Raw genomic sequence first — 26,644 nt, forward strand, 5'->3', positions numbered from 1 at the left:
TCCGCCTCCGCTGCGCGGGCAAGGCTTTCGACCCATTCCTGGTGATAACGGTAGAGTGCACCGGGATGCTTGCGCCCGAGTTCCTCAAGGAACCAAGGGCCCTGCTGCGTTTCTTCGGTCAGCACATGGCAGCCATCGGCTGTAGGAGTGATGACCCAGCCGTGGTACGCGCTCGATCCGGTAACGTCGCCATCGACTGTTGTCGCCCATGCCAGCCTGCGGAAGGGTTCGCACTCCGTCACGACCAGACTCATCGGAAAGCCAACCGTCACCCGGATGTATCTGAAGCGCCAGTTCCGGCTTGCCGCCCAGGATATTGACCTGATCCTCGGCGGGAAAGTAGCTCGACCAATTCTCGGCATCGACCAGCAGCTTCCAGACCACTTCAGGCGGCGCCTTCACGTCAATGTCGTTGAGTGCGTAGATAGCCGACGTTTTCGGATCATATCGCTCGGGCCAAATCACGTGGTCATACATCGATCACTGTTCCTTCTTGAACAGGTCCTGGAAGATGAGCTGGCCCCAAGTGCGGCCGCGTGCGTGCACCAGCGCGCCACCCTCATTGAGCTTTCCCAGCTTGACGGGTGCGAACCCGAGTTGTTTGGCCAAGGCCGCCACGGGAGCGATCGCGTCCTCATCGTCAGCAGACAGAAAGACGACCCGGTGCCCGCCCTCGACGATCGGATCGGCAGCCAGGGTGGCCGCAATCAGGTGATTGAACCCTTTGACGAGCTTGGCGCCGGTGAACGCCTTCGCGACGAAAGCGGAGGACGGGAGGCCGTCCAGCTCTTCAGGGACAGGGAACGCGTTCGTCGCGTCGATGACCGTCTTGCCTTCCCAATTCGGCAGGGCCTTCGCGACCTCGCGATGCTCTCCGAACGGGACCGCCAGGAAGATTGTGTCGGCCTCGAGTGCATCCCGCAGCGACTTGGCGACGACCGTGGGTCCGATCGCCCGGGTCTGTGCCGCCAACGCCTCGGGCGGACGGCGGCTCGCGACGGCCACCTCGATGTTTTTACGGGCGAAGGCGTGGGCGAGGGCCTGGCCTATCTTACCGAATCCTACAATCGCATAGCTCATAATACTTCTCCGTTCCGCGTTGGTATTTGATTCCGGCGCTGGTTAATTGAATGGAGTGACCGGCCGGGCGTGGCTCAGAGTTGCGCAAGGCCGCCGTCGACGGCGACCTCGCTGGCGGTCATGAAGCTGCTGTCCGACGACGCGAGAAAGGCGGCCACCGCCCCGATTTCCGCTGGATCGGCCATGCGCTGGAGCGGAGTCATCGAGGCGAAGACCTTCTGGCCCTCCTCACCGAGCGCTTCCTTCGCGAGTTCGGTCGCTGTCGCGCCGGGGGACAGCACGTTTACCCGTATGCCGGTGCCCTTCAGATCCTCCGCCCAGGTCCGAGCGAGGTTGCGCACCGCCGCCTTGCTCGCGCTGTAGGCGCTCATTGCCGGGGCGCCCGTGGTGCCGGCGCTCGATCCGGTCAGGATTATCGAACCGCCCTGGCCCATCAGCGGCAGCGCCTTCTGGACAGTGAAGATCGTACCCTTCACATTGGTGTCGAAGGTTTCGTCGATGTGCTCGGCGGTGATCTCGCCGAGCACAAGCTGGCTTCCCGCCCCGGCATTGGCGAAGACGATGTCGAGCGTTCCGCGCTCGGCCTTCACCATCGCGTAGAGTCGGTCGAGGTCGGCCTCATCCGAGACCGAGCCCGTCACCGCGCGGGCATTGGGCCCGAGTTCGGCCAGAGCCGCGTCGAGCGTTGCCTGCCGGCGGCCGAAGATGAAAACGAAGGCGCCCTCCTCGATGAAGCGCTTTGCCGCGGCGCGGCCGATGCCGGTAGCGCCACCCGTGATGACTGCAACCTTACCGTTTAGCTTTCCCATGACTTTTCCTTCCAGGCTCTGCCTTGATCGTTCGGGAAGAACCCCGAGAGCCTGGAAATAGGCCTGTAGGGGTCAGGCTTTGAGTGCGGAAGTGCGCACATCGGTGGTGCAAAATCGATCCGGCTGGGCTACCGCCGCCAGTCGCGACGATCGGTGTCCGCCGTTCGGAATTGGGCCGCGCTCGTCGACATAAGCTATGATGACCGCCCACACTGCTGTACGACTGCATTGGATACGGGCTTTGGAAGGCGCACCGCGCGGTGCGGGATCGCACCATGATCGACTGGGATGACGTTCGCTATTTTCTGGCCGTGGCGCGCGGAGGCTCGGTGCGGGCTGCCGGCGAGCGCCTCGGTGTGAACCACTCGACGGTGCTGCGACGCGTTGCACAGCTCGAGGAACGCCTCGGGGCGCGGATGTTCGAAAAGCGGCCTTCGGGCTACCGCCTGACGGCTGCGGGCGAGGAGGTGCTCGAGCTCGCGAACCAGATGGAAGCGTCGTCGCACCAGTTGGAGACACGCGTCTTCGGGCGCGACCAGAGCGTGCGCGGGCTCCTGCGGGTGACGTTGGCTCCGACCCTCGCGACACACCTGCTCATGCCGGATTTCGCCGAGTTCGCGCGTCTGCATCCGGACATCGAGATGGACGTCTTGTCGTCCGGCGAGCTGGCAAATCTGACCAACCGAGAGGCCGACGTGGCGATCCGCGTCGTCTACGACCGAAAAACCCTGCCGCTCAATCTTCACGGCCTGAAGGGCCCGGAGCTGTTCGGGACCGTCTATATGTCTCGCGATCGACTAGCCGCATGGCGTGCGGGCGCCTCTGATCCCATCCGGTGGATCGTCATAAGCATTCATGGAATTCCGGATTGGGCCAGCGAGGGTGAGCTTCGCACGACGGGGGTTCCATTCAGGACCACGGACGCCGCAGCGCAGATCGTTGCTGTACGGCAAGGACTCGGGATCACGACACTGCCGTGCTTCGTCGGAGATGCCGACCCCCTCCTGGTGAGGGTGCCGGGCACCGAGCTGCACCTGTACGGAACGCTCTGGCTTCTCACGCAGGGTGAGACACGCAAGACGAAGCGCGTGCGGCTCTTCACGGAGTTCGTATCCGGCAGGCTCGCCGCGTACGCTCCGCTTCTCGCAGGGCTGTCCATACCTGAAGCAGACTCTCGCAGGTGACGTTGAGCACCACCATTTGGTGGGCGCGCTCGACGGGGTTCCAGGTCAGTCGGCAGCCGATTCAACCTGGAAAGCCATTCAGCCTGGAAGCCCATTCAACCTGGAAAGATAGTGAAACCGCCATCGACGCGGATGACCTGGCCGTTGATGAAGCGCGCGCGCGGACCGGCAAGAAAAGCCACCGCCTCGGCGATCTCTTCCGGCTCCGCATACCGGTTCAGCGATTTCCTGCTCGAATCCATGCGCTCCGGATCGACCACACGGGTCGCCTGGAACCGTGCCGTCTTGGTGGCGCCGGGGCTGACCGCATTGATGCGGACGCCATCGTCGATCAGTTCCTTGGCGAGGCAGCGCGTGTAATGCACGACCGCCGCCTTCAACGTCGAGTAGACGACTTCGGGCGAGCAGCCGAGATGTGCCGCCGCCGACGCGATGTTGATGACGGAGCCGCCGCCGCGCTGCTTCATGGGGGGCACGAAGGCCTGGCAGACCAGCATCGTGCCGATCAGGTTGTTCTCGGTGAGCACGCGGATGTCGTCCAGTTCGATGTCGAGGGCGTTGTTCGGGTTCGGCTTGCCGCCCTTGGCGCCGATGTCGCCGCCGGCGCAATTGACCAGCACATGGACGTCGCCGAGGTCGGCCTCGATCTTGCGCTTCATCTCGGCCACCGCCTTCTGGTCGCCAATGTTGCCGGTCACCGACGTGACCTTCGTCCCATGCCGCTTCAATCGCTCGACCACCTCGCCGAGATTGGCGAACTCGCCGTATTTGGCCGGCGCCGTTTCGTCCATGTCATGGATCGCGACATTGGCGCCCAATACCGCCAGACGCTCGGCCATCACGCGACCGAGGCCACGGCCGGAGCCGGTTACGAAGGCGGTCAATCCATCGAGTTCACGTGCCGTCATCAGATATTCTCCACTTTCATCAAACCAGGTTGCGCATGTTGGCGGCGCTGCGCCGGATCATGTCGAGCTCATAGGAAACCAGGGAACCGTCGTCTTCGCGTTCCCAAGGGGTACGGTAGTCGGCATCGTCGGGTAGCCGATTGCGCTGCGCTGCCAGCAGGCAAGCGGCAAATTCCCGTGCCGTCTTCGGCGGATAGCCGTGCCACCAGTCGTCACTTAGAAAGCGGACATGCCGCGCCTCCAATGCCCCCGGTTCGAGAACGGCGGTCATGCGATCGTGGTGTTGGCCGAGAATTGCAAACAACTCGGCAAACGGCACCGCGCCATCGCCGATGGCGCAACGGATCAGCCGGTAGCCTTCGGTCGTGAACTGCACGCGGTAATCCTTGAGGTGGACATGGCGGACATAAGGTGCGATCCGCCGCGCAAAATCGAGCGGCGCTTCGCCGACCGGGAATGTGTTGCCGGTGTCGAAGGTGACCCCGACGCCTTCGCCGCCGAGCGCGCAGAAATCGACGATTTCCCCGCTGGTGAAGTCCTGGTGGTTTTCGATCGCAAGGACATGGCCTTCGGCAATCGCGCGGGGACCCCATTCCTTCAATCTGTCTCGAATGATGCCAGCGAACTCGCTCCATTTCTCGCCGGCAGCGTTGCGGTCGCCGCAGAGAACCGGCGTCAGCGCCGTTCGGATGATCTTGGCCCTCAGCAGGCGTGCGGCCCGAAATGCTGCGTCGAGCGGTTCGCCCACCAGCAGGCCGCCGCTGACGATCGGTGCGATCCCAAGGCCGGCGAGCCTTTCGCGCAGCGCGATCACCGCGTCGTCGGAAAGTTCCGCCAGCCATGGCACCCAGATCTCCAGCACCCGCGCGCCGAGTTCGGTCGCCAGCGCGATGAAACCTTCCAGCCCTGCCGGCTCGGGGTTGGCGCGTGGCGTGCCGCGGGCCTGAAGGCCGAGATGATAGGTCAGGCCATAGGGGTTCAGGCCGACCTCGAGCATGGAGCGATCCTTTGGTTCGGGTTTTGCGGTCATCGCAGGCCGGCATCCACGGTGATCGACTGTTTGGTGATCATCCGGCTGTCGTCGGCGGCAAGGAACAGCACCGCGCGCGCGACCTCTGCGCCGAGCAGAACCCGGCGGATCATCTGCCGCTGCACGACCTGGTCGACCGATGCCTGCGTCTTGAACCAAAGCTGCCGTTGCCGGTCGGTGATGACGGCACCCGGCTCGATGGCGTTGACGCGGATGTTGTCGGGGCCAAACGCCCGCGCCAGCGCGAACGTCAACCCGACCACCGCAGCCTTGGCCGTCGCATAGGGCGCCATCTCCGCAGCGCCGAAACGCCAGGCGATCGAGGAAAAATTGACGATCGAACCAAAGCCCAACTCCTTCATGTGCGGATGCACGGCTTGCGCGGCAAAGAAATGGTGCCTGAGGTTCACGTCCTGGGCGTGGTCCCAGTACTCCTGCGTCACGTCGGCGACTGGGTGGCGATTGTCGTCGGCGGCGTTGTTGACCAGCACCGCTACAGATCCGAGGCGGTCGCGCACCGTGCCGATCGCAGCCTGGAGAGCGGGAATATCGGTCACGTCGCAGCGCAAGAATAGTGGTGCGTGCTGTGCCGTGCCGGCGAGTTCCCGCGCGAGATCCTCGCCGGCCTCCCGCTGCAGATCGAGAAACGCGACGCGCGCGCCATTGGCAGCGAAGGCGCGGACCGTGTCGGCGCCGATGCCCGACGCGCCGCCAGTGATCAACACGACACGGTCGGCGAGGCTCGGGTAGGTGGCAAAGGACAATGCGGAGCTCATTTCAGATCAGGCGTTGGTCAGATCAGGCGTTGGTCAGATCAGGCGTTGGGTCGTCGGGTCGAACAAGCACGCACGCGCCATGTCGATACCCAGCGTCACCGTCTCACCCATCCGTGGCGTGCTGTCGGGGTCGAAACGACCGGTGATCTCCTTGCCGCCCAGGCGCAGAACGGCCATGGTCTCCGCACCTGTCGGCTCGACCAGTTCGACCACGGCATCGATTGGCGCGATGCCTGGCTTGCGACGCTGAAGATCGGGATCGAACCGGTAGATGTGCTCCGGGCGGATGCCGAGCACCAGCTGTCGCGGCGTACCGGCGGCAAGCGTCTGGACGACCGGCAGGCTGGGCGGCTTGCCGTCGGCGGTCTGCAAGGCAACAGTGGGGCAACCGCCTTCCTGGCTCAGTTCGGCCGGCAGGAAGTTCATCGCCGGCGAACCCATGAAGCCCGCGACGAACATGTTGGCCGGACGGTTGTAGATCGTGGCCGGCTCATCGAATTGCTGGACTTCGCCCTGATGCATCACGGCGATGCGCGAGGCGAGCGTCATCGCCTCGACCTGATCGTGTGTGACGTAAACCGTCGTCTTGCCGACGCGGTGATGCAGCTTCTTGATTTCGGTACGCATGTCGACGCGCAGCTTGGCGTCGAGATTGGAGAGCGGCTCGTCGAACAGGAACAGTTTCGGATCACGCACCAGCGCCCGGCCCATCGCGACACGCTGGCGCTGGCCGCCCGAAAGCTGTCCGGGCTTGCGCCCAAGCAGCGGTTCGATCTGCAGGAAAGCTGCAACCCGCTTGACAGCCTCGTCCTGCTGCGGCTTCGGTACGCGGCGGCTTTCCATGCCGAAGGTGATGTTCTCGCGCACCGTCATCGTCGGGTAAAGCGCGTAGGACTGGAACACCATGGCGATGTCGCGGTCCTTCGGCGCAACCGAATTGACCAGCCGGCCGTCGATCCGGATCTCGCCGGAGGTTACGGTTTCCAGCCCGGCGATCATCGCGAGCAGGGTGGACTTGCCGCATCCGGATGGTCCGACCAGCGCGATGAACTCGCCGTTCTGCGCCTCGAGATCGATGCCCTTCAGCACCTCGACCGCGCCGAAGTTCTTGCGCAGGGATCGGATGGTCAATGTCGACATGCGATGCCCTTCTTGCCGGTCGGAGCGATCGGCGACATGAGACAGGCTCCGCTCGCTTGATCGCGCCTCATTTGATCGCACCCTGGGTCAGGCCGCGGACGAAATACTTGCCGCCGAAGAGATAGATCAGCAGCGGCGGCAGCGCGCCGATCAGCACGGCGGCACTCATGACGTCGTAGGCGCGTACATTCGTGCCGCTTGCCGTCAGCGCGACGAGCGCGGCCGTGATCGGCTGTTGCTGTCCGGAGGTGAAGACGACACCGAACAGATATTCGTTCCAGATGCCGGTGAACTGCCAGATCACCGTGACGATCAGGATCGGCGAGGAGAGCGGCAGGATGATCTTGCGGAAGATGCGCCAGAAGCCCGCGCCGTCGATGCGCGCCGCCTTGATGAGATCGTCGGGGATGCTGACGTAATAGTTGCGGCAGAACAGGGTGGTGAATGAAATGCCCTGGATGACATGGATGACGATGAGCCCGTAGGTCGAATTGCTGAGGCCCAGATTGCCGAGGATGAACGCCCAGGGCATCAACGAAATCTGGCCTGGTATGAAGACACCAAGCAACATGCAGGTGAACAGCGCTTCCGAACCCTTGAAGCGCCATTTCGACAAGATGTAACCGTTCATCGCGCCGACCGCCGTCGAGATGATCGTCGCCGGGATCGTCATTTTCAGGGAATTGTAGAAGTTGCGCTGCATGCCTTCGCAGGTGCCGCCGATGCAATAGGTGCTCCAGGCCTGGCCCCACGCTTCGAGGCGGAAGCTGCGTGGCAGCGAGATCAGCCCGTTGCGCGCGATCTCTTGCTGATCGCGGAATGAATTCAGCACCACGACCAGCAACGGGACCAGGTAGATCGCCGCGAAGACAACCAGCAGCCCATAGATGACGAAGCGGGTGAGGAAATGCCTGCGCGTCGCGACTGCGGCGGCGCGATGATCATGCGACTGGTCCAGCGCTGCGTCAGCCATGGCCGGCTTCCTTGCGCCGGCGCCAGACCACCCAGAACGAATAGGGCACCAGCACCACGGCAAGAGCGGCAAGCATCATGATGGCCGCCGCCGCACCTTCGCCGATCTGGCCCCGTTGGAACATCAGGTCATAGACGTAGATGGCGGGGAAGGTGGTCGATATTCCCGGACCGCCTTTCGTCAGCGCAGCCACGAGGTCGAAGGTCTTGATGGCGAACTGGATCTGGATGACGGCGACCGCCAGGAAGATCGGCGCAATCGTTGGCAGAAGCACTTTGCGATAGATGCGGAAGGTCGAAGCGCCGTCGATCTGCGCGGCCTTGACGAGATCCGAATCCACCGAGCGCAGACCAGCCAGGAAGAGCGCCATGGCAAAGCCCGAGGACTGCCAGACACCGGTGATGATCACCGCGTAGATCGCGTAGTGTCGGTCGCTGGCGAGTGCGAAACTGAAATTCGTCCAACCCAATCCGCGCACCATCGCCTGGATACCGTCGCTCGGGTTGTAGAGCCAGCTCCAGACCGTGCCGGTGACGATGAAGGAGACGGCCAGCGGATAGAGGAAGATCGTGCGCCATGCCGCTTCGCCGCGCACGCGCTGGTCGATCAGGATCGCCAGCAGCAGCCCCACGGCCATCGAGCCGACGATGTAGAAACCGCTGAAGAAAAAGAGGTTGTTGTAGGCGATGTTCCAGCGCCGGTTCGCCCAGAGTGACGCGTAGTTGTCCAGGCCGACGAAGCCGTAGGTCGGAAGCAGCGAGGAGTTCGAGAGCGAGATGTAGAGCGTCCAGCCGGTGAACACGAAGACGTAGACGAAGCTCGCCACGAGGGAGGGACCGAGCACCAGCAAGGGCATCGCCGAGCCCAGCCGCTGCCGCCAGGGGCGGGCGGGCGCCGGGACCGATAGGATCAGGTCGTGATTTGACATCTTGAGCGCGGGACTGGGATGGAGGATGGCCGGGTGCTGATAGAAATTGCGCCCGGCCGTTCCCGCTTACTTCTGTGCTTCTGCCGCGTCGGCCATCGCATTGGCGCCGTCCTCGGCTGACATGTCGGGCGTCGCCACGAACTCGGTGATGGAGTCCATGATCGCGCCGCGCATCTTCTGCGGGATGGTCATGTTGTGCGCCATCGAGCGGACCAGCGTGCCGTCCTTGATCGAAGCCTGCAGGTCCTTCTGCGAGAGCTGCTGGCACGGATTGAAGCCCTTCGACAGATCGATATCCAGGCGCGCGGGGATCGAGCCTTTGGCCTGGTTGAAGACCGTCTGGAAATCGGGCGACAGGATCAGGCTGGCAAGCAGCTTCTGGCCGTCGATGTAATCCTGGTCCTTCTGCTTGAAGAACACGACCGAGTCGGAGTTGAGGATGAAGCCGGGTTTGCCCCAATCGGTCGGTGCCTGGGCGCAGACATAGTCGGTGCCTTCCTTGAAGCCTGCGGCGGTCAGCAGGCCGATCGTCCAGTCGCCCATGATGTGGAACGCCGCGTCGCCCTTGCCGACGAGCGCCGACATCGAATCCCAGTCGCGGCCAACCATGCCCGGATCCATGTATTTGGTCGTCATCAGGCGCATCTGCTCGAAGGCCTTGACCATCCCCGGGCTGCGCATGGATTCGACATCGCCTTCGACGAAGGCCTTGCGATAGAGGTCGATGTCCTGGCCATAGAGCACGACCTCGAACACCGTCGAATCCGTCCAGTCGGCGGTCGAATGCGAGATGCAGATCTTGCCTGAGGCGACGATCTTGTCGCAGGCCGCGTTGAACTCGGCCCAGGTCTTGGGCATTTCCGCCACGCCCGCCGCCTGCATGACCTTCGGCGAGGCCCAGAGCCAGTTGATGCGGTGGATGTTCATGGGAGCCGCGACCCATTTGCCTGTCGGCTTCATCACCGGAAGCAATTCCGGCGCCACCACTTTCTCCCATCCTTCCGAGGCTGCCAGCTCGTCGAGGTCGGCGGTCATGCCGGTCTTGTTCCACTCGGCGATTTCCGGGCCTTTGAGCTGCACGGCAGGCGGCGCATTGCCGGCGATCACGTCGGCACGCAGCTTGGCCAGCGTATTGGCCGTGTGACCGGCGATCGACGTCTGTTCCCATTTGCCGCCTTTGGCGGTGAACATCTCGCCGAGCTTGGCGATCGCCTGGGCGTCCGATCCGGTCGCCCATTGGTGTAGCAGGTTCGTCTTGGGCTCGGCTAAGGCTGCCCCCGCGAAAAAGGTGCACACAGTGGCGGCCGCGAGGGCGGTCATGACGGATTTCATCGTTTCACTCCCATATGGTGTTGCACGGTTCGTATCGACCGCTTATGGCCGCGGTTTGAAGCCGCCGCCGGCGAGATGCGTTAATCTCGAGTTCTTTCCAAGATGACATATTGGCGCTATCAGTCAACGATGTTTATGTTGATCCATGACAAAACCTTCGCTTAGGACCTGGCTGATCGGCAGACGGTCCGCGTCGCCGGAGAGCATGATCGTGCGATGCTTGAGCGAGCGCGGCGTACTCTCCGCGTCGCAGATCACACACGTCACTGGTCTGGCGCGCTCTACTGTCTCAACCGCGCTCAATGGCTTGAGAAAGTCGGGTATGGTGATCGAAGCTCCGGCCAGCCGCGATGGGATCAGGAGTATCGGCAGGCCAGCCGCGGCCTTGACGCTCAATCCGACAGCGGGCACCTGCGTCGGGATTCACCTGGGTCTTCAGGAGATGCGGCTCATCCTTGCCGATGTCTCACATTCCGTCATTGCCGAACAAACTATCCCCATGGCTCTGGACTACCAGCCGCAACAGGCGGCCCAGATGGCCAAATCGGCAATTGCCCGATCTTACGAGGAAAACGGTCTGCCGGTGGCGGGGCTCCTGGGGGTTGGGGTTTCCGTCTCCGGCCCTGTCAGCCGCGATGGAGTGGTGCTGCGCGCAAGCATCGTTCCAACATGGGCCGGCGTCAACATACGAGATGTGTTCGGGCCTGTCCTGGAGCGGCCGATCTTCGCCGACAACGAAAGCAACTGCTCGGCCATTGCGGAGCTGATGTGGGGTGCGGCCATCGGCCAGGATGATTTCGTGCTGTTCAAGATCGATCTGGGCGTCGGTGGCGCCATTGTCCAGCATGGCCGGCTGGTAACGGGCATCGCCGGTGGCGCCGGCGAATTCGGGCATATCAGCATCGACCCCGGCGGCGATCTTTGCCGGTGCGGCAATCGTGGATGCCTGGAGCTCTATGCGAGTTTTGCCCGGCCACTCGAACAGATTTCGCGTATCGTGCGGCGGCAAGTCACGATGGACGATGTCATCACGATGGCCGAGCAGGGCGACATCAGGGCCTTGCGCATGATCGAGGATACCGCCGAGATCGCCGGCCGGGGTCTCGGCTTGATCGGATCGGTGCTCAATCCGCCGCTTATCATAATCGGGGGCCACATGGCCTTGGCGGGCGACATTCTGTTGACGCCGCTGATCGCCTCCTATGAACGCCACACGCTCATCAAGTCCCGCGATATCGCTCCGGCCCTGCGCACGCGGATCATCGTTGGCAAGCACACCCAGAACGATGCATTGCTGGGCGCGGTCGGCCTCGTGCTGAGACATCAGACGAAGGAACTGTCTCTCGGCTGATCGTCAGTGTCAGTCATCGGCGGGCGACAATCCGCTGACTGCCCGCATCGGAATTGTTCCGGCTCCGATCAATGCGTTGGGAGCTTGAGTGGCGAGCAGCTTTCTCCAACCACTAGCGCCGGCTGGAAAACCACGTTGCGGGCAGGTTGGGCGACCTTGCCTTCGATGCGGTCGACCAGCATGCGCAGTGCCTCATTGGTCATGTCGGTAACCGGATGCTCGGTACGGGTAAGGCGCGGCTTCAGCCCGCCTGCTCCTGCCACCGTGTCGGTCGAGGCGATCGAAACGTCCTCGGGACAGCGCAGCCCGAGATCGGCAACGGCCCGCATGACCCCGATCGCCATGACGCCATTGGCAACGTAGAGGGCGGTTGGCCGGTCCGGCTGTCCGAGCAGGTCGCGCGCGACCGAATAGGCGGTGTCTTCGCGGAACTCGCCGGAACGGACATGCCCGGTTTTCGGGGCAAGCCCGCGCGCCGCCATCGCTTCGAGCATGCCTTGCAGCCGACCGCTGCCCGTCGTCAATTGCATGGGCCCGGTGATCGAACCGATATGGCGGTGGCCAAGGTCTAGGAGATAGTTGGTCGCCTGCTTGCCGGCCGACAGATTGTCGATGGTGACGGTGTCGACACCGGCGTCGCCGATCGAACGGCCGAGCAGGACCACCGGCATGCCCTCGAAATCCCGCCGCTGGTAATGGCTTTCGGGTCCCACCGGAACGACCACCGACCCATCGCACCCCAATGTTCGAATGCGCGAAAGAATGCGTCTTACGATGTCGGGCTTTTCATCGCTGTTGAACAGCACAAGCGAGTAGCCCCAGGCGGCGACCGCCGCCTCGGCCGCGGTGACGATACGGGCATAGAACGGGTTTGCCAAGCACGACGGCGTCTATCAGCCGCTCAACAACGCTGTCGGCAGCGTGTGGGACCAGCTCAAGACCATCGACCGCATCAATACCGAGATCGGCGGCAATCTTGACCGGCTGATCATTCTTCACGATTCCGAACGCTGGAAGGGCTTGCCGGTGGTCAAGGAGGTCGAGGGGTTCCGCATCGTCAAGGCGGCTTAGCAGATCGTGCAGGGGTTGAATGTTCGCATCAATCAACTGCGCTCGATGACCATAAGTTCGAGCAATCGCCGGGAACCGGCGATAGCCGAAATGACCGCGATCATGGACGCCTCAAGTCGCGCGACCCCGACAAGGCCGAGGCCGCCGCCCGGCATCATGTCGAACAGGCCTGGTCCATCGCGCAGAAATTGCTGCGCTCGAGATGACCAGCCGTTTGTCATGAGGACCATGCGATAATTTGTCGACAACCTAGCCTGTGGACGCCGCGCGATCCGTCAGTCTCGGTGCTTGGGAGCGGCATGCATGCGCCGCCACCGCATGTAGGCTTCGGTTCCTTGGAACGGAATGGTGCCAAAGCATGATCCAATCCATCAAGGTTGCCGTGATCCCGACCGATGCCGTAGACAGGCGGCCGTAACGACGTTTTCCAATGGTGGAGAAGAAATACATGTCGGACCAGATGAAGACCATCTCCGTTGCGACGTCGCATGGCGGTGTGCAGGGCGTCTATTCCCATGCTTCGGAGGTCTGCGCCTGCGACATGATTTTTGCCGCCTTCGTGCCGCCCCAGGCCCGTGAAAAGCCTTGCCCCGTCGTATGGTATCTCCGGCCTCACCTGTACGCATGCCAATGCGATGGACAAGGGGGAATACAGGCGGATGGCCGCCGAGCTTGGCCTGATCGTCGTCTGTCCCGACACCAGTCCTCGCGGCGCCGACATCCCTGACGAGAAGGACAATTGGCAGTTTGGCTGCGGCGCCGGCTTCTACGTCGACGCGACGCAAACGCCCTACGCCACGAACTACCGCATGTATTCCTATGTAACCGAGGAATTGCCGGCGTTGATCGCGCGAGAATTTCCGGCCGACATGGCACGCCAGGCGATCTTTGGCCACTCCATGGGCGGGCATGGCGCGCTGACCATAGCGCTCAAGAATCCCGAGCGCTTCAAGAGCTGCTCGGCCTTCGCGCCGATCGTGCAGCCGAGCACCGCCGGCTGGTCGCGGCCGGCCCTCGAAAAGTATCTCGGCGCGGATGAGACATCATGGCGTGGCTACGATGCCACCTCGCTCATCGAGGATGGCCACCGCTTCCCGGAGTTTTTCGTCGATCAGGGAACGTCGGACGGATTTCTCAATGACGGGCTGAGGCCCTGGCTCCTGGAAGCGGCCTGCGCGAAGGCCGGCATTGCGCTGACCCTGCGCATGCAAGACGGCTACGATCACTCGTATTTCTTCATCTCGACATTCATGGAAGACCATCTGAGATGGCATGCCCAGAGATTGTCCTAGAGATTATCCCCGAGATTGTTTCGAACGATGGGTCACTCTCTGCTGAACGGGCATCTGGCTCTCCTTTTCGCCAATGCCGAGGGGCAACCTCGGGACCAAGATCGTTGATGGTCATATGATCTTGGTCGCCTGTTATGATTTTTGTTAATCGGCAAGTGTGCCTATAATTTGGTCGGCCACGCGGTAACGCTACCGAGCGAAAATGGCTGGCTTCGCGTTCGAATGAAAAGGGCGCGGACCAAAGACGCCGGCAGTCCGGGACAGGTCGCGGTCCCGGGCCGTTAGGCCGGGCGAACTCTTCGCGTCAGAGGCCGAACCGGTCCTTCAGTCGCCCCGAAAGGATCGCCGCCTTCACGCCGAGCGGCCAGAAGCGGTGAAACCGGATTGGCTTGAGCGGCGATATCGGCATGGGAAACGGCGACGTCTCATCGCCGCGCAGGCGCCGCGCCAGGGCAGCGCCCATCGCCGAGGCCATGGCGACGCCACGGCCGTTGTAGCCAAGGCAGATCAGGATGCCGTCCTCCGGCTCGTGAACGTGCAGGAGATGGTCCTTGGTGATCGCGACCCGGCCGTTCCAGCCATGTGTCCAGCGCACCCCGGCAAACGCCGGCCAGAGCCGCAGCGCATAGTCGGTGAGATAGCGAATGGCGGAGGCATCGCCAATGGGCTTCATCGGTCCCCGGCCGCCCATGAGAAGGCGCCCGTCGGCATCGATGCGGTAGTACACGGTGATGTTGCCGGCTTCGTAAAGCACCGGCCTTTGCGGAAGGATCGCGGCCGCGAGCGGCGGCGGAAGCGGTTCGGTCGCCGCAATCGCGCTGAACACCGTAACCAGGGACTGCTCCAGGCCCGGCCACAGGGCGCCTGTATAGCCGTTGGTCGCGACAAGCACCTTCTCCGCGCTGACGGTGCCGCTGGCGGTTTTGAGAACCCATCGCCCGGCTTGCCTGTTCAGCGCGAGGACTTCGCTGCCGCCAAAAATCCGCGCACCGGCGCTCTGCGCTGCGGCTGCCAGACCAAGGCTGTATTTCAACGGATGGAGATCACCGCCGCGGGCGTCGAACATGCCGGATGTATATCTGTCGGTTCCGGTGCGTGCCGCCATCGCCTTTGCGTCCAGCATGTCGACCGGCATGCCTCGCCGCGCGCATTGCGCGGCCGTGGCCCGTACGGCGGCTGCCGGCTTCGGCCGGATGGCCGCGCGTATGGTGCCGTTCTGCCGCGCCTCGCAGGCGATCGACAGGCGTTTGATGAGGCCGAAGGTGAAATCCGGCGCGCCATAGGAGAAATCGACCATCCGCGGCCCCAGTTCCGGGCCGAACATCGCCTCGATCGTGTCGGGATCGTATTTGAGGCCGGGATTGACCTGGCCGCCATTTCTGCCCGAAGCGCCCCAACCCGGCTGCTGAGCCTCGATCACGGCAACGTCGTCGCCGGCTTCCGCCAGATGCAAGGCGGTCGAAAGGCCTGTGAAGCCGCCGCCGACAATGGCGATCCTTGCCCGCTGCGCGCCGGCAAGCGTCGGATAACTACCGGTGCCACCTGCCGTTTCGCGGTAGAGGCTCCTGGGCGGGCTGCTCTCGGGCATGTTGCGGGCTCTTATGGGCTTGGTGGCGTGACTGCGCCCGCGAGAAATTCCATGAGGGAACGGCAGGCCCGCGAAATCGAGCCGGGCGCGGGACAATTCAGCATGGCTTTCGGGAAATCACAACAGTTGCGAGAGCGCAGCCATGAAGTGATCGTCCTCCAACGGTGAGCCGATGCTGACACGCACGTATGTGTCGTCATCGGCGGGTTCTCAAACACCGGATTTCGCTGCATCCTCCCGGGGGCAAGCCGGTCGCCTGCAGGGTGCACTGGTGGACGACGTCACAAATAGCCTAGCCGAAATGGTTTGTATATGCTTGTATATGGAACCTAAGGCTGGTTAGTCTTGGACTTGGCGCCGAAGCTGCCCAGGAGGATCACATGCGCAATGCTTCTCTCTTCGACCTCGCCGGCAGGAAAGCGCTTGTCACCGGTGCCAGCCGCGGTATCGGGCGCAGCATCGCCGAGGCGTTGAGCGCTGCCGGCGCCGACGTCGCGGTCACGGCGCGCAGCCTGGCCTCCCTCGATGAGACGACTGCGGCCATCCGCGCGGCCGGCGGCGTTGCGCATGCCGTCGCCCTCGACGTCACCGATGTCGGCCGCTGCCGGGCGGCCACTGCCGAGGCTGCTAGCCTGCTGGACGGTCTCGACATCCTCGTCAACAATGCCGGGATGGAAGAAGTGCGGCCCTCGCTCGATGTCGACGAGGCGCTGTGGGACCGGATCGTCGATACCAATCTCAAGGGCGCCTTCTTCTGCGCCCAAGCGGCGGCGCGGCAGATGCGCAACGCCGGACGGCCCGGCGCCATCATCAATCTATGCTCGCTGACATCCGAAGTCGGCATTCCGACCGCGGTCCCGTACGGCTCGTCCAAGACGGGCCTGCTCGGCATGACGCGGGCGCTGGCAGCGGAGTGGGCGGATCTGGGCATCAGGGTGAATGCCATCGCCCCGGGCTACTTCAGGACGGCGATGACGGACGTGTTCTACAGCAGCGAGGCGTGGCGGCAGTCGATGTTGGCCAAGATCCCGCAGCACCGTTTCGGCGATCTGCGCGACCTGCACGGCGTAGCCGTGTTCCTTGCCTCGGATGCTGCAGCCTACATCACCGGCCAATCCATTCCGGTGGATGGCGGCTTCCTGGCATCGATCTGAGGCGGCCCGCCATAGGTTCGAAATCAAAGTCTTCCGCAATGTGACCGGCCGGCACGTTGCGTTCCAACAGAAGGAAATTTCCATGTCCGACGTCAGTTTCCACGATCTGTCATCGCTCGATGCCACCCAGCGGGCCGCCCTTCTGAAACGCGCCGAGGGCGATCTGTCGGTCTTCGTCGAAAAGGTCCGCCCGATCATCCAGGCCGTCAAGGACGAGGGCGACGCCGCCCTGATCCGCTTCGCCAGGGAGCTCGACAAGGCCAATGTGGCCGAAGGCGGGCTGAAGGTGTCGGAAGCCGAGTTCGACGCGGCATTCGACAAGGTCGAAAAGGATGTCGTGGAAAGCATCGGCTTCGGCATCGACAACATCAGGCGCTTCCATGAGGAGCAGAAGCCGGAAACGATGTGGCTCAAGGAGGTCCGGCCGGGCGCCTATGCCGGCGATCGGTACACGCCGATCGCCTCCGCGGCGCTTTACGTGCCGCGCGGCAAGGGTGCATTTCCCTCGGTGACGATGATGACATCGGTACCGGCTGTCATTGCCGGCGTGCCGCAGATCGCGATCGTGACGCCGCCGACAGCGGATGGTTCGGTGGATGCAGCGACCTTGATCGCCGCTCGTCTCGCCGGAGTGAGCACCGTCTACAAATGCGGCGGCGCGCAAGCGGTTGCCGCCGTCGCCTACGGCACCGAAACTGTGCAACCGGCGCTCAAGATCGTCGGTCCCGGCAGCCCGTGGGTGGTGGCGGCCAAGAGCGTGCTGTCCTCGATCATCAACACCGGCCTGCCTGCCGGCCCGTCTGAAGCCATCATCTTTGCCGACGACAGCGTCGACGGCGGCCTTGCCGCGCTCGATCTTTTGATCGAAGCCGAGCACGGGCCGGATTCCTCGGCCTATCTGGTGACCCACAGCCGCAAGGTGGCCGATGTAGCACTTGCGGCACTTCCTGAACATTGGTCGCGGATGACCGAACAGCGCGTCGAGTTTTCACGCGCGGTGCTGACCGGAAGGCGCGGTGGCATCGTGCTGACCGCATCGCTGGAGGACAGCTACCGTTTCATCAACGACTATGCGCCCGAACATCTCGAGATACTGTCGAAGGAGCCGTTCGCGCATCTCGGGCACATCACCGAGGCGGCCGAAATCCTCATGGGCCCGCACACGCCGGTGACCCTTGCCAACTTCGTCCTTGGCCCCAATGCCGTGCTGCCGACCAGCCGCTGGGCGCGAACCTATGGGCCGCTCTCGGTGACGGATTTCGTCAAGCGCTCGTCGGTTGGCTATGTCACCTCGGCCGCCTATCCGGAACTGGCGCAACACGCCCGCAGGCTCGCCCGCTACGAGGGTTTCAGCTCGCATGAAAACGCCGTCTCGGAGATCCGCGACCGCTACCTCGCCGGCTGAACGGAGGCGATCGCGATGAAGGCGGCACGACTTTATGGCCCCGGTGATCTGCGCGTCGAAGATATCGCCACGCCAGGGATTCCGGATGTGGGCTGGGTGAAGCTCAGGGTCGATGCCGCCGGCATCTGCGGTTCGGACTTGCACAATTTCCGCACCGGGCAGTGGATAAGCCGCTCGCCATCGACGGCCGGCCATGAGCTGACCGGCACGGTGATCGCCATCGGCGAGGGCGTCGATACCGTCTCCGTCGGCGACAGGGTGGTCGCCGATTCCCGATTCTGGTGCGGGGACTGCGCGCAATGCCGCGCCGGCAGGCGGCATCTCTGCGGGTCGCTGGGTTTCGTTGGAGAAATCTGCGACGGCGGCTTTGCCGAAGAGGCCGTGTTGCCCGCACGTCTGCTGCATGTCATCGATGCCGACCTTGACGAGCGGGTTGCCGCGATGGCCGAGCCGCTTGCGGTGGCGCTGCATGCGGTGCGGCGTCTGCCGAAAACGGCAGGCTCGGTGCTTGTCGTCGGCTGCGGGCCGATCGGCGGTCTTGCCGCGCTGCTGCTTGCACGAACCTTCGCCGGCACGGTGCTGGTCGCCGACCGCAACCAGGCCCGTTGTGCCCGCGTGGCGCAGGTGACCGGTGCAACGATTGTCGATCTCGACCGCGATGCCATTGCCGCGGCAACCGCCAATGCCCCGCTGCTGGCGGCCGTCGAGGCGACCGGTAGTGTCGCTGCGTTCAACCAATTGCTCGGCGTGCTCGATTCCGGCAGCGCGGTCGCGATGGTCGGCATCTTCCATGGTCGCCTCGACATCGATCCCAACCTTCTGGTCGAACGCGAGATTGCGTTGCTGGGATGCCATGCCTTCGCCGACGAACTGCCCGACGCCGTGCGGATGCTGGGTGAACTCAGCGAACCGCTGCTGGCCCTGATCGATCGCGAGATCGGCCTGGATGACATTCCGGCTGCGTATGAGCGGCTGTTGGCGGGGAAGAGCGACGGCTTGAAAACAATCATCCGCATGCGGCAACCTGTCGAGCATCGGTGAATTCCGATAAAGTGCCGGAAAGGACTTTGACATGATCGATTTGCCCGATACGGCGAGCCCGCTCTACGAGAAGGTGAAGGACTACATCCTGACCAACATCGGAACGGGCCGGTGGGGCAAGGATCGCAAACTGCCGTCCGAGAATGAGTTGGTGGTTTCGCTTGGTGTGTCGCGAATGACGGTTCACCGGGCTTTGCGGGAATTGACCGCGGCGGGATTCCTGATCCGATTGCAAGGTGTCGGCACGTTCATCGCGCCGCCTCGGCCGCAGTCGACGCTGATCGAGATCAACAACATCGCGGCGGAGATCGTCGAGCGTGGCAACAGGCATCGCTCCGAGGTTCTCGTCCTCGAAACGATCATGCCGTCGAAGGAGCTCGCGCTGTCGTTTGAGTTTTCAAAGCGGGTCTCGATCTATCATTCGGTGGTCGTCAATTTCGAGAACGACCTGCCGGTGCAGCTGGAAGAGCGCTTCGTCAATCCGAGCCTGATACCCGACTACGACAAGCAGGATTTTTCGAAGACGGCGACCTACGACTACCTCATGCAGAAGACCCCGGTGACCGAGGTCGAGCACATCATCTCCGCGATTCCGGCCGACAAGGAGACGGCGCGGCATCTGGGCATCGATGTCGGCAGCTGTTGCCTTCTCCTGCACCGCCGCACGTGGACGGGCGCGGTCGTCGCCACGATCAGCAAGCTGACCTACGTCGGCAGCCGCTATTCGCTCGGCAGCCGCTATTCCCCCTCCAGAACCAACTGACGTCAACGAGAAAGCACAAGCCGCGGAGGATTCGCTGTAAATGTATATACATGTATTGATGAAGGTGGCTTTACCTCTGGTGGAGGGCCTGGCTGGAAGGGACGGCAGATGACACAGCCACAGAGCCGCACGGCGCGAATCCGGACTCTCGCGCAGCATGATGTCGTGGCGGCGCAGCACGCGCTATCGGCATTGCTGGGCGATCTGTTCGGGATGAGCCCCGGCAATGTCCGCATAAACGTGGACAAATACAGCCTCAATTCTCTGAACGGTTTCTTCGATAGCGACGGCGAGGCCTACTTCTTCAAGTTCCATCAGGAGGAACGGGAGGAGGGCATGACCGGTGAGTATTACCGGGCCGAGATTCTGTCGCGCGCCGGCCTCCCGGTCGACCAGCCCGTCCATATGTCGGCCCAGCCGGGCGAACAGATCCTTGTCTATCGCCGCCGCACGGATCCGAGATTTTCGGACGTTCTGTTCGCGCTGGATGCCGAAGATGATCCCGAGAAAAGGCGACAGGCGGTCCTTGCCGAGCGCGAGCTGTCGGCTAGGTTGCTCGAGGTCTATCTCGAGACGCTGCATCCCGTGACCGCCGCGGAAGTGTCTGCGGAGCCGATCCACCGGCTGTTTTATGAGCGGCTGATCGACCCGGATACACGCGCATCCCCAGGCGGCCGGCTGGCCGATTTCTATGTCGGCAAGTCGTTTGCCTTTCCCGGCGCGGAACTCGACTGGGACCGGTTTTCGCGGCTGAAGTTCGTCATCAACGGCCAGCTTTACACCAAGGGCATCGGTGAGCTTTTCGATGCCGCGGCCGCGCGCTTGCGGCCGGATCGGCTTGCCGATGCCGGCGGCGTGGTCGCGCACGGTGACGCCCACAACGCCAATGTCTGGTACACCGAGAAAACGGGGAGGGCGGTACTGTCCTTCTTCGATCCCGCCTTTGCCGGCTCGCATATCCCGCCGCTGCTGGCGGAAGTGAAGGCGACGTTCCACAACATCTTCGCCCATCCGTTCTGGCTCTACGATCCGGCCATCGCGACCGAGGCTTTTCGCGCGCAGGCGCGGCTGGACGGGAACCTGCTCCATGTCGACACGGACTGGGATCTGAGCCCGATCCGCCGCGACTTGCTGGAGGTCAAGGCGACCGCACTGTGGCGGCCATTGCTGCTGGAACTCAAGCGGCGCGGCATGCTCCCGGCGGATTGGCGATCGGTCCTGCGCTCAGGGCTCTTCCTGTCGCCGACCTTGGTCATGAACCTGCGGGCCGGTGCGCGCAGTCACACGCCGGTCTCCTCCCTCATTGCCTTTTCGGTCGCGGTCATGGTCGGCAGCGAGCCTGACACCGGAGCCGATCGGGTGAGCGATTTCCTCGACCGGATCGATCCTGAAAGAGCATGAGTGATGGCTGCGGGGGATGCGGGCGGAAAGCCTGGCCACGGCGAAAATTTGAGTCACTCCAACTTGTATATGCATGTATGTATTTTAGCCTTGACATCCGCTTCCGCTAACGCTGAAATATCCTCGCACTTCACCATGAAGTGGCGGGCAAGACGCCGAGGCACAGTGCCGCAAGAGCAGACCCCGCAGTCTCACCAGACCGGACGCCTGGTAAAAGAGCGGTCTGATCATCAAGGGGAACTCAGATGCACAAGCTAGCAGGACAATTTCGCGCGCTCGTGATGGCCGCCGCCATCGGGATCGCTGCCGCCCCGGCAGCCCACGCGGCCGATGCGGCCATTCCCACGACGCCTGAGGCCGGATCGTTCAAGATCGGCATCGAGCCCTGGCTCGGCTATGGCCAGTGGCATGTCGCCGACGCCAAGGGCCTGTTCAAGGCAAACGGGCTGTCGGACGTTCAGATCGTCAACTTCGCCGAGGACAAGGACATCAATGCCGCGCTCGCCAGCGGCCAGCTCGACGCCGCCAACATCGCCACCCACACGGCGATGGGGATGGTTGCCGCCGGCCTGCCGGTGAAGATCGTTTTGCTGCTCGATGTCTCCATGACGGCCGACGCCATCATCGCCGGCAAGGACGTCACCTCCATCGCCGACCTCAAAGGCAAGCAGGTCGCTTTCGAGGAAGGCACGACGAGCGACATCCTGCTCAAATACGCGCTCTCCAGGAACGGCATGTCGGTCGCCGATATCCAGCCGGTTCCAATGCCTGCCGCCGATGCCGGTGGTGCCTTGATCGCGGGCCAGGTACCGGTCGCGGTCACCTACGAGCCGTATCTCACTGTGGCCATGGCGCAGAACAAGGACGTCAAGCTGCTGTTCACCGCAGGCGAGGATCCCGGCCTGATCAGCGACGTGCTGGTGGTGCGCGACGAGGTGATCAAGTCACGGCCCGGCCAGGTACTGGCCATGATCAAAACCTGGGATGCGGCGCTGAAGGACTACAAGGCCGACACGCCTGGTGGCCGCGCCATCATCGCCAAGGCCGTCGGTTCGGACGTCAAGGATCTCAACACCGCCTTTGATGGCGTGCGTTACTATTCGCTCGCCGAAAACAAGACGGCGCTCACCGGCGACTTCACCACCAAGACATTCGCCGATGTCGAGGCGGCGGCCAAGAACGCCAAGCTGCTGCAGGCCGATGTGACGCCGGAGCAGATGATCGACCCGTCCTTCGTCAAGGCGGCGGAATGACGACGGCCGGATCGCGGTGGTGACGCAGATGTCCGCACAACCCTCCGCGAAAACGGCCCCGGCTCGCTCCGCACCGGAATCGGTCACGAAACAGGCAAGGCGCCGTCGATCCTCCGGGATCGGCGTGCCGATCGCCAGGTCGCGTTTCCTGATGATCGCCGTAGCCGTCTTTGTCGGGCTTGGTCTCGCCTGGTGGGCGGCGACCGGCCTGGGATGGGTAAAGCCCATCTTCCTGCCGTCGCCGGGCAGTGTCGCGACCCAGATCGCCAAGCTCGCGACCGAGGGTACGTTGTGGCTGGATCTCAGGGCCTCGATGTATCGTATTTCCATTGGTTTCCTCATCGCTTCGGCGCTGTCCATACCGATCGGCGTGCTGATCGGCAGTTTCCGCTCATGGGAAGCGGCCATCGAGCCGCTGGTGGATTTCATCCGCTACATGCCGGTCGTCGCTTTCGTACCCCTCTCCATCCTGTGGGCGGGCACCGGGGACACGCAGAAATTCCTGATCATCTTCATCGGCACCTTCTTCCAGCAGGTGCTGATGATCATGGACAATGTGAAGCGGGTGCCGGCCGATTTCATCGGCCTCGGCCGCACGCTCGGCCTGCCGGACCGAAAGATCCTGACGCGCATCGTCGTTCCCAGTGCCTTGCCCGGCATCTGGGATACGCTGCGCATCAGCCTGGGCTGGGCATGGACCTGGCTGGTGCTGGCCGAACTCGTCGCGGCGACATCTGGCCTCGGCTATCGCATTACCGTGTCGCAGCGCTATTTCCAGACAAACACCATCATCGGCTACATCCTGCTGCTCGGCGTGCTCGGCCTCATCACCGACCAGGTCATGAAGGCACTGGAAAAGGTGCTGTTCAGGCAGGATGGCCACTCGCAATGAGGAACGGCCGATGAACCCTCCCAAATTGCGCATCGCGGGTCTCCACAAGAGCTTCGGCACGGGAGAGCGGCGCACCGAGGTGCTGCGCGACATCAACCTCGATCTTGCCGACAACGAATTCGTTTCTCTCGTCGGCACATCGGGCTGCGGCAAGAGCACACTGCTGTCGATCGTGGCCGGACTGCAGGACTTCGACGCCGGTGATCTCAGCATCGATGGCGCACCGATCCTGCAGCCGGGTCTCGATCGTGGCGTCGTCTTCCAGTCCTACACGCTGCTTCCGTGGCTGACGGCGCGGCAGAACATCGAGTTTGCCCTCAAGGCCGCCGGTTACGATCGCGCGGCCTGCCGCGAGATCGCGCTCGAGCATCTCGATCTCGTCAAGCTGTCGGACAGCGCCGAGCGCTATCCATCGGAGCTCTCGGGCGGCATGAAGCAGCGCGTCGCCATTGCGCGCGCGCTTTCCTATCGGCCCAAGATGCTTTTGATGGACGAGCCTTTTGGCGCGCTGGACGCCTTGACCCGGCACCAGATGCAGGAACTGCTGACCCAGATATGGGAGGAGCACCGGCTCACCGTGCTCTTCGTCACGCATGACGTCGAGGAGGCCGTCTATCTGTCGGACCGCATCGTCGTCATGGGGATCGGCCCGGGACGCATCATGCAGACCTTCAACGTCGACATCGAGCGTCCGCGCCGGGAAGAGGTGATGGAAACTCCGGCTTTCATGGATTTGCAGCGCGGCGTGCACAAGGCGATCCGCGAGGCGTCAAGACGTCCCGAAATGGCGTAGCATCCGCGCGCTCACACTTTGCCGATCCGCTCAGCGGTCAGGACTCAAGGACCATGGGGACTGCATATGCCGAGCGTCCATGCAATGGTTCCGCAGAAGCCGCCGACATACCCACGATAGCTGCCGTAGCCATTGTAGTAGCTGTCCATCCCGCCATTGACGCCGGCCGAGTTGTCGCCAGTCAAACCGTCGCCAACCACCACATATTCGTGGTGAACGGCGTGCCGATACCTGTCACCATGATGAGTTGTGGTGTGGACAAAATGGTGCCTGACCGCATGGTGCCTGACCGCGGCATCGGCGATGGAACTGAATGAAATCGCGCTCGCGGCCGCCAATATGATGACACCGGTGAACATCATCTGCCGTTTCATGAGGATGCCTCCTGTTCATGCGAGACATGCATGACCAGAAAACGGCCTCCGCACCCGATGCGTTCCTTCACAAAATCGGGACAGGGATTCGCCGGATGCATTGTGTCCCTGGGCAACCGCTGACAGCGATCATCCCGCTGCTCTCCATTCCTGTCCGGTTCTGCCGCAACCCTCACGTCGCTTTGCCGACAGCCGCGTCCATTCTCATTTCCTCCTCGGAAATGTCGTCGAACGAAGCGTAGTTCATGTTGTAGAGGCGGGCGTAGAGGCCTTTCTTCCGCATCAGCTGTTCGTGGTTGCCGCTTTCGACGATCTCGCCGTTCTGCAGGACAATGATGCGGTCGGCGCCGCGTATGGTGGCGAGCCGATGGGCAATCACCAGCCCGGTGCGGCCTTCCAGCAGCTTGATCAGCGCCTTCTGGATCAGCATCTCGGTGTAGGAATCGATGCTGGCCGTGGCCTCATCGAGCACCAGGATCTTGGCGTCGGCCACCAGTGCGCGTGCAAAACTGATCAGCTGGCGCTGGCCGAGCGAGAGATTGCCGCCGCGCTGCTCGAGTTCGGTGTCGTAGCCATTGGGCAGGTGCTCGATGAAGTCGTGCGCGCCGACGGCTTGTGCCGCGCGCACCACTTCCTCGCGGGTGGCGCTGGTCTTGTGATAGCGGATGTTCTCCAGCACGGTGCCGGAAAACAAGAACGGCTCCTGCAGCACCATGGCCACCTGGTCGCCGAGCGAGTCCTGCGTCAGGTCGCGCACGTCGTGCCCGCCGACGAGGACCTCGCCGGACCAGACATCGTAGAAACGGTGCACCAGCGCCATGGAACTCGACTTGCCCGATCCGGTCGGCCCGACAAGGGCGACGGTCTCGCCCGGATTGACGCGGAACGAGATGTTCTTCAGCACCGGCTGGTTAGGCCGGTAGCCGAAGGTGACGTTCCTGAACTCGACCGAACCGTCCATGTCGCGCGACAGCGTCACGGCATTTTCCTTGTCGCTGACATCCACCGGTACGTCGAGCACTTCGGAGATGCGCTGGCCCGAAGCCATGGCGCGCTGCATGACGCTGTACTGCATGGTGAGCGAGCGGATCGGGTCGAAGAAACGCTGGATGTAGAACAGGAACGCCACCATGACGCCGACGTCGAGGCTGTGCGACAACACCATCGAACCGCCGACGACGATGACCGTCGCCATGGCGATGCCGGTCAGCGTATCGACGATCGGCACCATCACCTGCGCGTATTTGGCCGACCGCAGATGGGCATTGAGATTGGCCAGCACCTTCTCGTCGTAGAGGTCGAAATTGACATGCTGGCGCTCGAGGCTCTGCACGGTGCGCACGCCATGGATGCCTTCGGCGAGCGCCCCGTTGGCGATCGAGTTGGTCTCGTGCGCCGCCATGAAGGCGACCTTCGCGCGCGGCAGCCAGAACAGGCGCACGATGAACAGCACCGGCATGGTCGACAGCGTCAAGAGCCCGAGCCGGAAGTCGAGCCACAAAAGCACGCAGACGATACCGAACAAGAGCACGATGTCGCCCACCGACATCACGGACGTCTCGAGGAATTCCTGCATCGAATTGACGTCGCCCTGCAGGCGCGACATCAGGCGGCCGACCTCGGTCTTGTCCATGAAGCTCAGCGAGACCCGCTGCAGGTGGCTGAACATGGCGCGACGCAAATCGGACAGCACGTTCTCGGCCACCTTGCCGACGACGCTTTCCTGCACATGGCTGGCGGCATAGTTGATGAGGATGATCACCGCGAAGACGCCTGTCGCCGAGATCATCACCGAGCGGTCGAGCTTGCCCGCTGCCATGCCGTGGTCGATGGCGTAGCGGATAACCAGCGGGATTGCGAGCTGCGTCAGCGTGAACACCAGCACAGCGGCGACCGAGATGAAAATCCGGCCCCGATACGGCCTGACGAAGCTCCAGATACGCCTGATGATGCGCGGATCGTAAGCCTTGCCGAAAACCTCTTCCTCGTCGCGATGCGATCCGACGACGGCCTTGGTCGGCCGCCCGCTGGTGTCTTCCTTCTCATCGTCGATGTGTTTCGACATCACGCGGCTCTATCTCTTTAGTTTTGACGCAATTCCCAAGG

At 63.1% G+C, this 26,644-nt stretch carries 27 protein-coding genes and 1 pseudogene; 12 read left to right on the top strand and 16 right to left on the bottom strand.

Going from position 1 to position 26,644, the window contains the following annotated elements; genetic code table 11:
- Nucleotides 1-84 precede the first annotated feature (84 nt).
- From X743_RS01000000168750 to X743_RS161180, 3 genes are all read right to left on the bottom strand, one after another.
- Nucleotides 85-477, bottom strand: coding sequence for a hypothetical protein (locus X743_RS01000000168750; protein WP_245264177.1), 393 nt, complete (start codon nt 475-477; stop codon nt 85-87).
- A 3-nt stretch (nt 478-480) separates the two neighbouring features.
- Nucleotides 481-1,080 (bottom strand): NADPH-dependent F420 reductase, encoded by a 600-nt coding sequence (locus X743_RS161185; protein WP_023764658.1) that lies wholly within the window; start codon nt 1,078-1,080, stop codon nt 481-483.
- A 74-nt stretch (nt 1,081-1,154) separates the two neighbouring features.
- Complete coding sequence (locus X743_RS161180; RefSeq protein WP_023764659.1) at nt 1,155-1,889, bottom strand: SDR family oxidoreductase; 735 nt, start codon at nt 1,887-1,889, stop codon at nt 1,155-1,157.
- A 275-nt stretch (nt 1,890-2,164) separates the two neighbouring features.
- Here X743_RS161180 and X743_RS161175 point away from each other — a divergent pair, with 275 nt between their 5' ends.
- A complete protein-coding gene (locus X743_RS161175; RefSeq protein ID WP_023764660.1) occupies nt 2,165-3,073 on the top strand; it encodes a LysR family transcriptional regulator in 909 nt (302 codons plus the stop codon).
- Between the two features lie 95 nt (nt 3,074-3,168).
- Here X743_RS161175 and X743_RS161170 read toward each other — a convergent pair whose 3' ends face one another.
- From X743_RS161170 to X743_RS1000000173245, 8 genes are all read right to left on the bottom strand, one after another.
- Entirely contained in the window at nt 3,169-3,981 is an 813-nt protein-coding gene (locus tag X743_RS161170; RefSeq protein ID WP_023764661.1) for an SDR family oxidoreductase, read from the bottom strand.
- 19 nt (nt 3,982-4,000) lie between these two features.
- Nucleotides 4,001-4,978, bottom strand: a complete 978-nt coding sequence (locus X743_RS161165; RefSeq protein WP_031257542.1) for a sugar phosphate isomerase/epimerase — start codon at nt 4,976-4,978, stop codon at nt 4,001-4,003.
- Nucleotides 4,979-5,007: 29 nt separating this feature from the next.
- The gene (locus X743_RS161160; RefSeq protein WP_031257543.1) at nt 5,008-5,787 is read right to left on the bottom strand and encodes an SDR family oxidoreductase; all 780 of its coding nucleotides are present in this window, start codon (nt 5,785-5,787) and stop codon (nt 5,008-5,010) included.
- A 33-nt stretch (nt 5,788-5,820) separates the two neighbouring features.
- Entirely contained in the window at nt 5,821-6,927 is a 1,107-nt protein-coding gene (ugpC, locus tag X743_RS161155) for a sn-glycerol-3-phosphate ABC transporter ATP-binding protein UgpC (RefSeq protein WP_023764664.1), read from the bottom strand.
- A 67-nt stretch (nt 6,928-6,994) separates the two neighbouring features.
- Nucleotides 6,995-7,900 (bottom strand): carbohydrate ABC transporter permease, encoded by a 906-nt coding sequence (locus tag X743_RS161150; RefSeq protein WP_023764665.1) that lies wholly within the window; start codon nt 7,898-7,900, stop codon nt 6,995-6,997.
- Nucleotides 7,893-8,828: a sugar ABC transporter permease gene (locus tag X743_RS161145; protein WP_023764666.1), complete on the bottom strand. Its 936-nt coding sequence runs from the start codon at nt 8,826-8,828 to the stop codon at nt 7,893-7,895. The genes X743_RS161150 and X743_RS161145 overlap by 8 nt, the downstream gene beginning before the upstream one ends.
- Nucleotides 8,829-8,894: 66 nt before the next feature.
- On the bottom strand, nt 8,895-10,160 hold the full coding sequence (locus tag X743_RS161140; RefSeq protein WP_013897043.1) for an ABC transporter substrate-binding protein: 1,266 nt from the start codon (nt 10,158-10,160) through the stop codon (nt 8,895-8,897).
- A 123-nt stretch (nt 10,161-10,283) separates the two neighbouring features.
- A complete protein-coding gene (locus X743_RS1000000173245) occupies nt 10,284-10,556 on the bottom strand; it encodes a hypothetical protein (protein WP_245264178.1) in 273 nt (90 codons plus the stop codon).
- Here X743_RS1000000173245 and X743_RS161135 point away from each other — a divergent pair.
- Nucleotides 10,483-11,511, top strand: a complete 1,029-nt coding sequence (locus tag X743_RS161135) for an ROK family protein (protein ID WP_023764667.1) — start codon at nt 10,483-10,485, stop codon at nt 11,509-11,511. The genes X743_RS1000000173245 and X743_RS161135 overlap by 74 nt on opposite strands.
- A gap of 68 nt (nt 11,512-11,579) precedes the next feature.
- Here the strand turns inward: X743_RS161135 and X743_RS161130 are convergent, their stop codons facing one another.
- Nucleotides 11,580-12,389 carry a substrate-binding domain-containing protein gene (locus tag X743_RS161130; RefSeq protein WP_023764668.1) on the bottom strand — a complete coding sequence of 270 codons (810 nt, stop codon included), beginning with the start codon at nt 12,387-12,389 and terminating at the stop codon, nt 11,580-11,582.
- A 43-nt stretch (nt 12,390-12,432) separates the two neighbouring features.
- Between X743_RS161130 and X743_RS1000000170430 the strand changes: the two genes are divergently transcribed.
- Nucleotides 12,433-12,582, top strand: coding sequence for a hypothetical protein (locus tag X743_RS1000000170430; protein WP_023764669.1), 150 nt, complete (start codon nt 12,433-12,435; stop codon nt 12,580-12,582).
- A 32-nt stretch (nt 12,583-12,614) separates the two neighbouring features.
- On the opposite strand, the gene X743_RS161125 is transcribed toward X743_RS1000000170430, so the two are convergent.
- Complete coding sequence (locus tag X743_RS161125) at nt 12,615-12,812, bottom strand: hypothetical protein (protein ID WP_023764670.1); 198 nt, start codon at nt 12,810-12,812, stop codon at nt 12,615-12,617.
- A 230-nt stretch (nt 12,813-13,042) separates the two neighbouring features.
- On the opposite strand from X743_RS161125, the pseudogene fghA reads away from it, so the two are divergent.
- Nucleotides 13,043-13,874 (top strand): annotated as a pseudogene (fghA, locus tag X743_RS01000000168755) (S-formylglutathione hydrolase).
- Between the two features lie 304 nt (nt 13,875-14,178).
- On the opposite strand, the gene X743_RS161120 reads toward fghA, so the two are convergent.
- Nucleotides 14,179-15,462 (bottom strand): FAD-binding oxidoreductase, encoded by a 1,284-nt coding sequence (locus X743_RS161120; RefSeq protein WP_023764671.1) that lies wholly within the window; start codon nt 15,460-15,462, stop codon nt 14,179-14,181.
- 380 nt (nt 15,463-15,842) lie between these two features.
- On the opposite strand from X743_RS161120, the gene X743_RS161115 reads away from it, so the two are divergent.
- From X743_RS161115 to X743_RS161080, 8 genes are all read left to right on the top strand, one after another.
- The gene (locus X743_RS161115) at nt 15,843-16,616 is read left to right on the top strand and encodes a glucose 1-dehydrogenase (RefSeq protein ID WP_023764673.1); all 774 of its coding nucleotides are present in this window, start codon (nt 15,843-15,845) and stop codon (nt 16,614-16,616) included.
- A gap of 82 nt (nt 16,617-16,698) precedes the next feature.
- Complete coding sequence (gene hisD, locus X743_RS161110) at nt 16,699-18,021, top strand: histidinol dehydrogenase (RefSeq protein ID WP_023764674.1); 1,323 nt, start codon at nt 16,699-16,701, stop codon at nt 18,019-18,021.
- A gap of 15 nt (nt 18,022-18,036) precedes the next feature.
- Nucleotides 18,037-19,062 carry a zinc-binding dehydrogenase gene (locus tag X743_RS161105; protein WP_023764675.1) on the top strand — a complete coding sequence of 342 codons (1,026 nt, stop codon included), beginning with the start codon at nt 18,037-18,039 and terminating at the stop codon, nt 19,060-19,062.
- 31 nt (nt 19,063-19,093) lie between these two features.
- Nucleotides 19,094-19,825, top strand: coding sequence for a histidine utilization repressor (hutC, locus tag X743_RS161100; protein WP_023764676.1), 732 nt, complete (start codon nt 19,094-19,096; stop codon nt 19,823-19,825).
- A 108-nt stretch (nt 19,826-19,933) separates the two neighbouring features.
- Nucleotides 19,934-21,226 (top strand): hypothetical protein, encoded by a 1,293-nt coding sequence (locus X743_RS161095; protein WP_023764677.1) that lies wholly within the window; start codon nt 19,934-19,936, stop codon nt 21,224-21,226.
- A gap of 245 nt (nt 21,227-21,471) precedes the next feature.
- On the top strand, nt 21,472-22,479 hold the full coding sequence (locus tag X743_RS161090; RefSeq protein WP_023764678.1) for an ABC transporter substrate-binding protein: 1,008 nt from the start codon (nt 21,472-21,474) through the stop codon (nt 22,477-22,479).
- Between the two features lie 124 nt (nt 22,480-22,603).
- Nucleotides 22,604-23,371, top strand: a complete 768-nt coding sequence (locus X743_RS161085; protein ID WP_198028421.1) for an ABC transporter permease — start codon at nt 22,604-22,606, stop codon at nt 23,369-23,371.
- 10 nt (nt 23,372-23,381) lie between these two features.
- Nucleotides 23,382-24,164, top strand: coding sequence for an ABC transporter ATP-binding protein (locus tag X743_RS161080; protein WP_023764680.1), 783 nt, complete (start codon nt 23,382-23,384; stop codon nt 24,162-24,164).
- A gap of 44 nt (nt 24,165-24,208) precedes the next feature.
- On the opposite strand, the gene X743_RS161075 is transcribed toward X743_RS161080, so the two are convergent.
- Together X743_RS161075 and X743_RS161070 are read right to left on the bottom strand one after the other, a co-directional pair.
- Nucleotides 24,209-24,538, bottom strand: coding sequence for a hypothetical protein (locus X743_RS161075; protein ID WP_023764681.1), 330 nt, complete (start codon nt 24,536-24,538; stop codon nt 24,209-24,211).
- Between the two features lie 172 nt (nt 24,539-24,710).
- Nucleotides 24,711-26,603 carry an ABC transporter ATP-binding protein gene (locus X743_RS161070; RefSeq protein ID WP_023764682.1) on the bottom strand — a complete coding sequence of 631 codons (1,893 nt, stop codon included), beginning with the start codon at nt 26,601-26,603 and terminating at the stop codon, nt 24,711-24,713.
- Between the last annotated feature and the right edge of the window lie 41 nt (nt 26,604-26,644).

This window comes from Mesorhizobium sp. LNHC232B00, assembly GCF_000502435.1.
Classification (GTDB): domain Bacteria; phylum Pseudomonadota; class Alphaproteobacteria; order Rhizobiales; family Rhizobiaceae; genus Mesorhizobium; species Mesorhizobium opportunistum.

Excerpts from the sequence above, each read along its gene's own strand:
- X743_RS161140 (WP_013897043.1), bottom strand. The coding sequence starts at position 10,160 with ATGAAATCCGTCATGACCGCCCTCGCGGCCGCCACTGTGTGCACCTTT.
- X743_RS161090 (WP_023764678.1), top strand. The coding sequence starts at position 21,472 with ATGCACAAGCTAGCAGGACAATTTCGCGCGCTCGTGATGGCCGCCGCC.
- hutC (WP_023764676.1), top strand. The coding sequence starts at position 19,094 with ATGATCGATTTGCCCGATACGGCGAGCCCGCTCTACGAGAAGGTGAAG.
- X743_RS161150 (WP_023764665.1), bottom strand. The coding sequence starts at position 7,900 with ATGGCTGACGCAGCGCTGGACCAGTCGCATGATCATCGCGCCGCCGCA.
- X743_RS161070 (WP_023764682.1), bottom strand. The coding sequence starts at position 26,603 with ATGTCGAAACACATCGACGATGAGAAGGAAGACACCAGCGGGCGGCCG.
- X743_RS161175 (WP_023764660.1), top strand. The coding sequence starts at position 2,165 with ATGATCGACTGGGATGACGTTCGCTATTTTCTGGCCGTGGCGCGCGGA.
- ugpC (WP_023764664.1), bottom strand. The coding sequence starts at position 6,927 with ATGTCGACATTGACCATCCGATCCCTGCGCAAGAACTTCGGCGCGGTC.
- X743_RS161185 (WP_023764658.1), bottom strand. The coding sequence starts at position 1,080 with ATGAGCTATGCGATTGTAGGATTCGGTAAGATAGGCCAGGCCCTCGCC.
- X743_RS161160 (WP_031257543.1), bottom strand. The coding sequence starts at position 5,787 with ATGAGCTCCGCATTGTCCTTTGCCACCTACCCGAGCCTCGCCGACCGT.
- X743_RS161095 (WP_023764677.1), top strand. The coding sequence starts at position 19,934 with ATGACACAGCCACAGAGCCGCACGGCGCGAATCCGGACTCTCGCGCAG.
- X743_RS01000000168750 (WP_245264177.1), bottom strand. The coding sequence starts at position 477 with ATGTATGACCACGTGATTTGGCCCGAGCGATATGATCCGAAAACGTCG.
- X743_RS161105 (WP_023764675.1), top strand. The coding sequence starts at position 18,037 with ATGAAGGCGGCACGACTTTATGGCCCCGGTGATCTGCGCGTCGAAGAT.
- X743_RS161075 (WP_023764681.1), bottom strand. The coding sequence starts at position 24,538 with ATGAAACGGCAGATGATGTTCACCGGTGTCATCATATTGGCGGCCGCG.
- X743_RS161170 (WP_023764661.1), bottom strand. The coding sequence starts at position 3,981 with ATGACGGCACGTGAACTCGATGGATTGACCGCCTTCGTAACCGGCTCC.
- X743_RS161125 (WP_023764670.1), bottom strand. The coding sequence starts at position 12,812 with ATGGTCCTCATGACAAACGGCTGGTCATCTCGAGCGCAGCAATTTCTG.
- X743_RS161080 (WP_023764680.1), top strand. The coding sequence starts at position 23,382 with ATGAACCCTCCCAAATTGCGCATCGCGGGTCTCCACAAGAGCTTCGGC.
- X743_RS161120 (WP_023764671.1), bottom strand. The coding sequence starts at position 15,462 with ATGCCCGAGAGCAGCCCGCCCAGGAGCCTCTACCGCGAAACGGCAGGT.
- hisD (WP_023764674.1), top strand. The coding sequence starts at position 16,699 with ATGTCCGACGTCAGTTTCCACGATCTGTCATCGCTCGATGCCACCCAG.
- X743_RS161165 (WP_031257542.1), bottom strand. The coding sequence starts at position 4,978 with ATGCTCGAGGTCGGCCTGAACCCCTATGGCCTGACCTATCATCTCGGC.
- X743_RS161145 (WP_023764666.1), bottom strand. The coding sequence starts at position 8,828 with ATGTCAAATCACGACCTGATCCTATCGGTCCCGGCGCCCGCCCGCCCC.
- X743_RS161180 (WP_023764659.1), bottom strand. The coding sequence starts at position 1,889 with ATGGGAAAGCTAAACGGTAAGGTTGCAGTCATCACGGGTGGCGCTACC.
- X743_RS161115 (WP_023764673.1), top strand. The coding sequence starts at position 15,843 with ATGCGCAATGCTTCTCTCTTCGACCTCGCCGGCAGGAAAGCGCTTGTC.
- X743_RS161135 (WP_023764667.1), top strand. The coding sequence starts at position 10,483 with ATGGTGATCGAAGCTCCGGCCAGCCGCGATGGGATCAGGAGTATCGGC.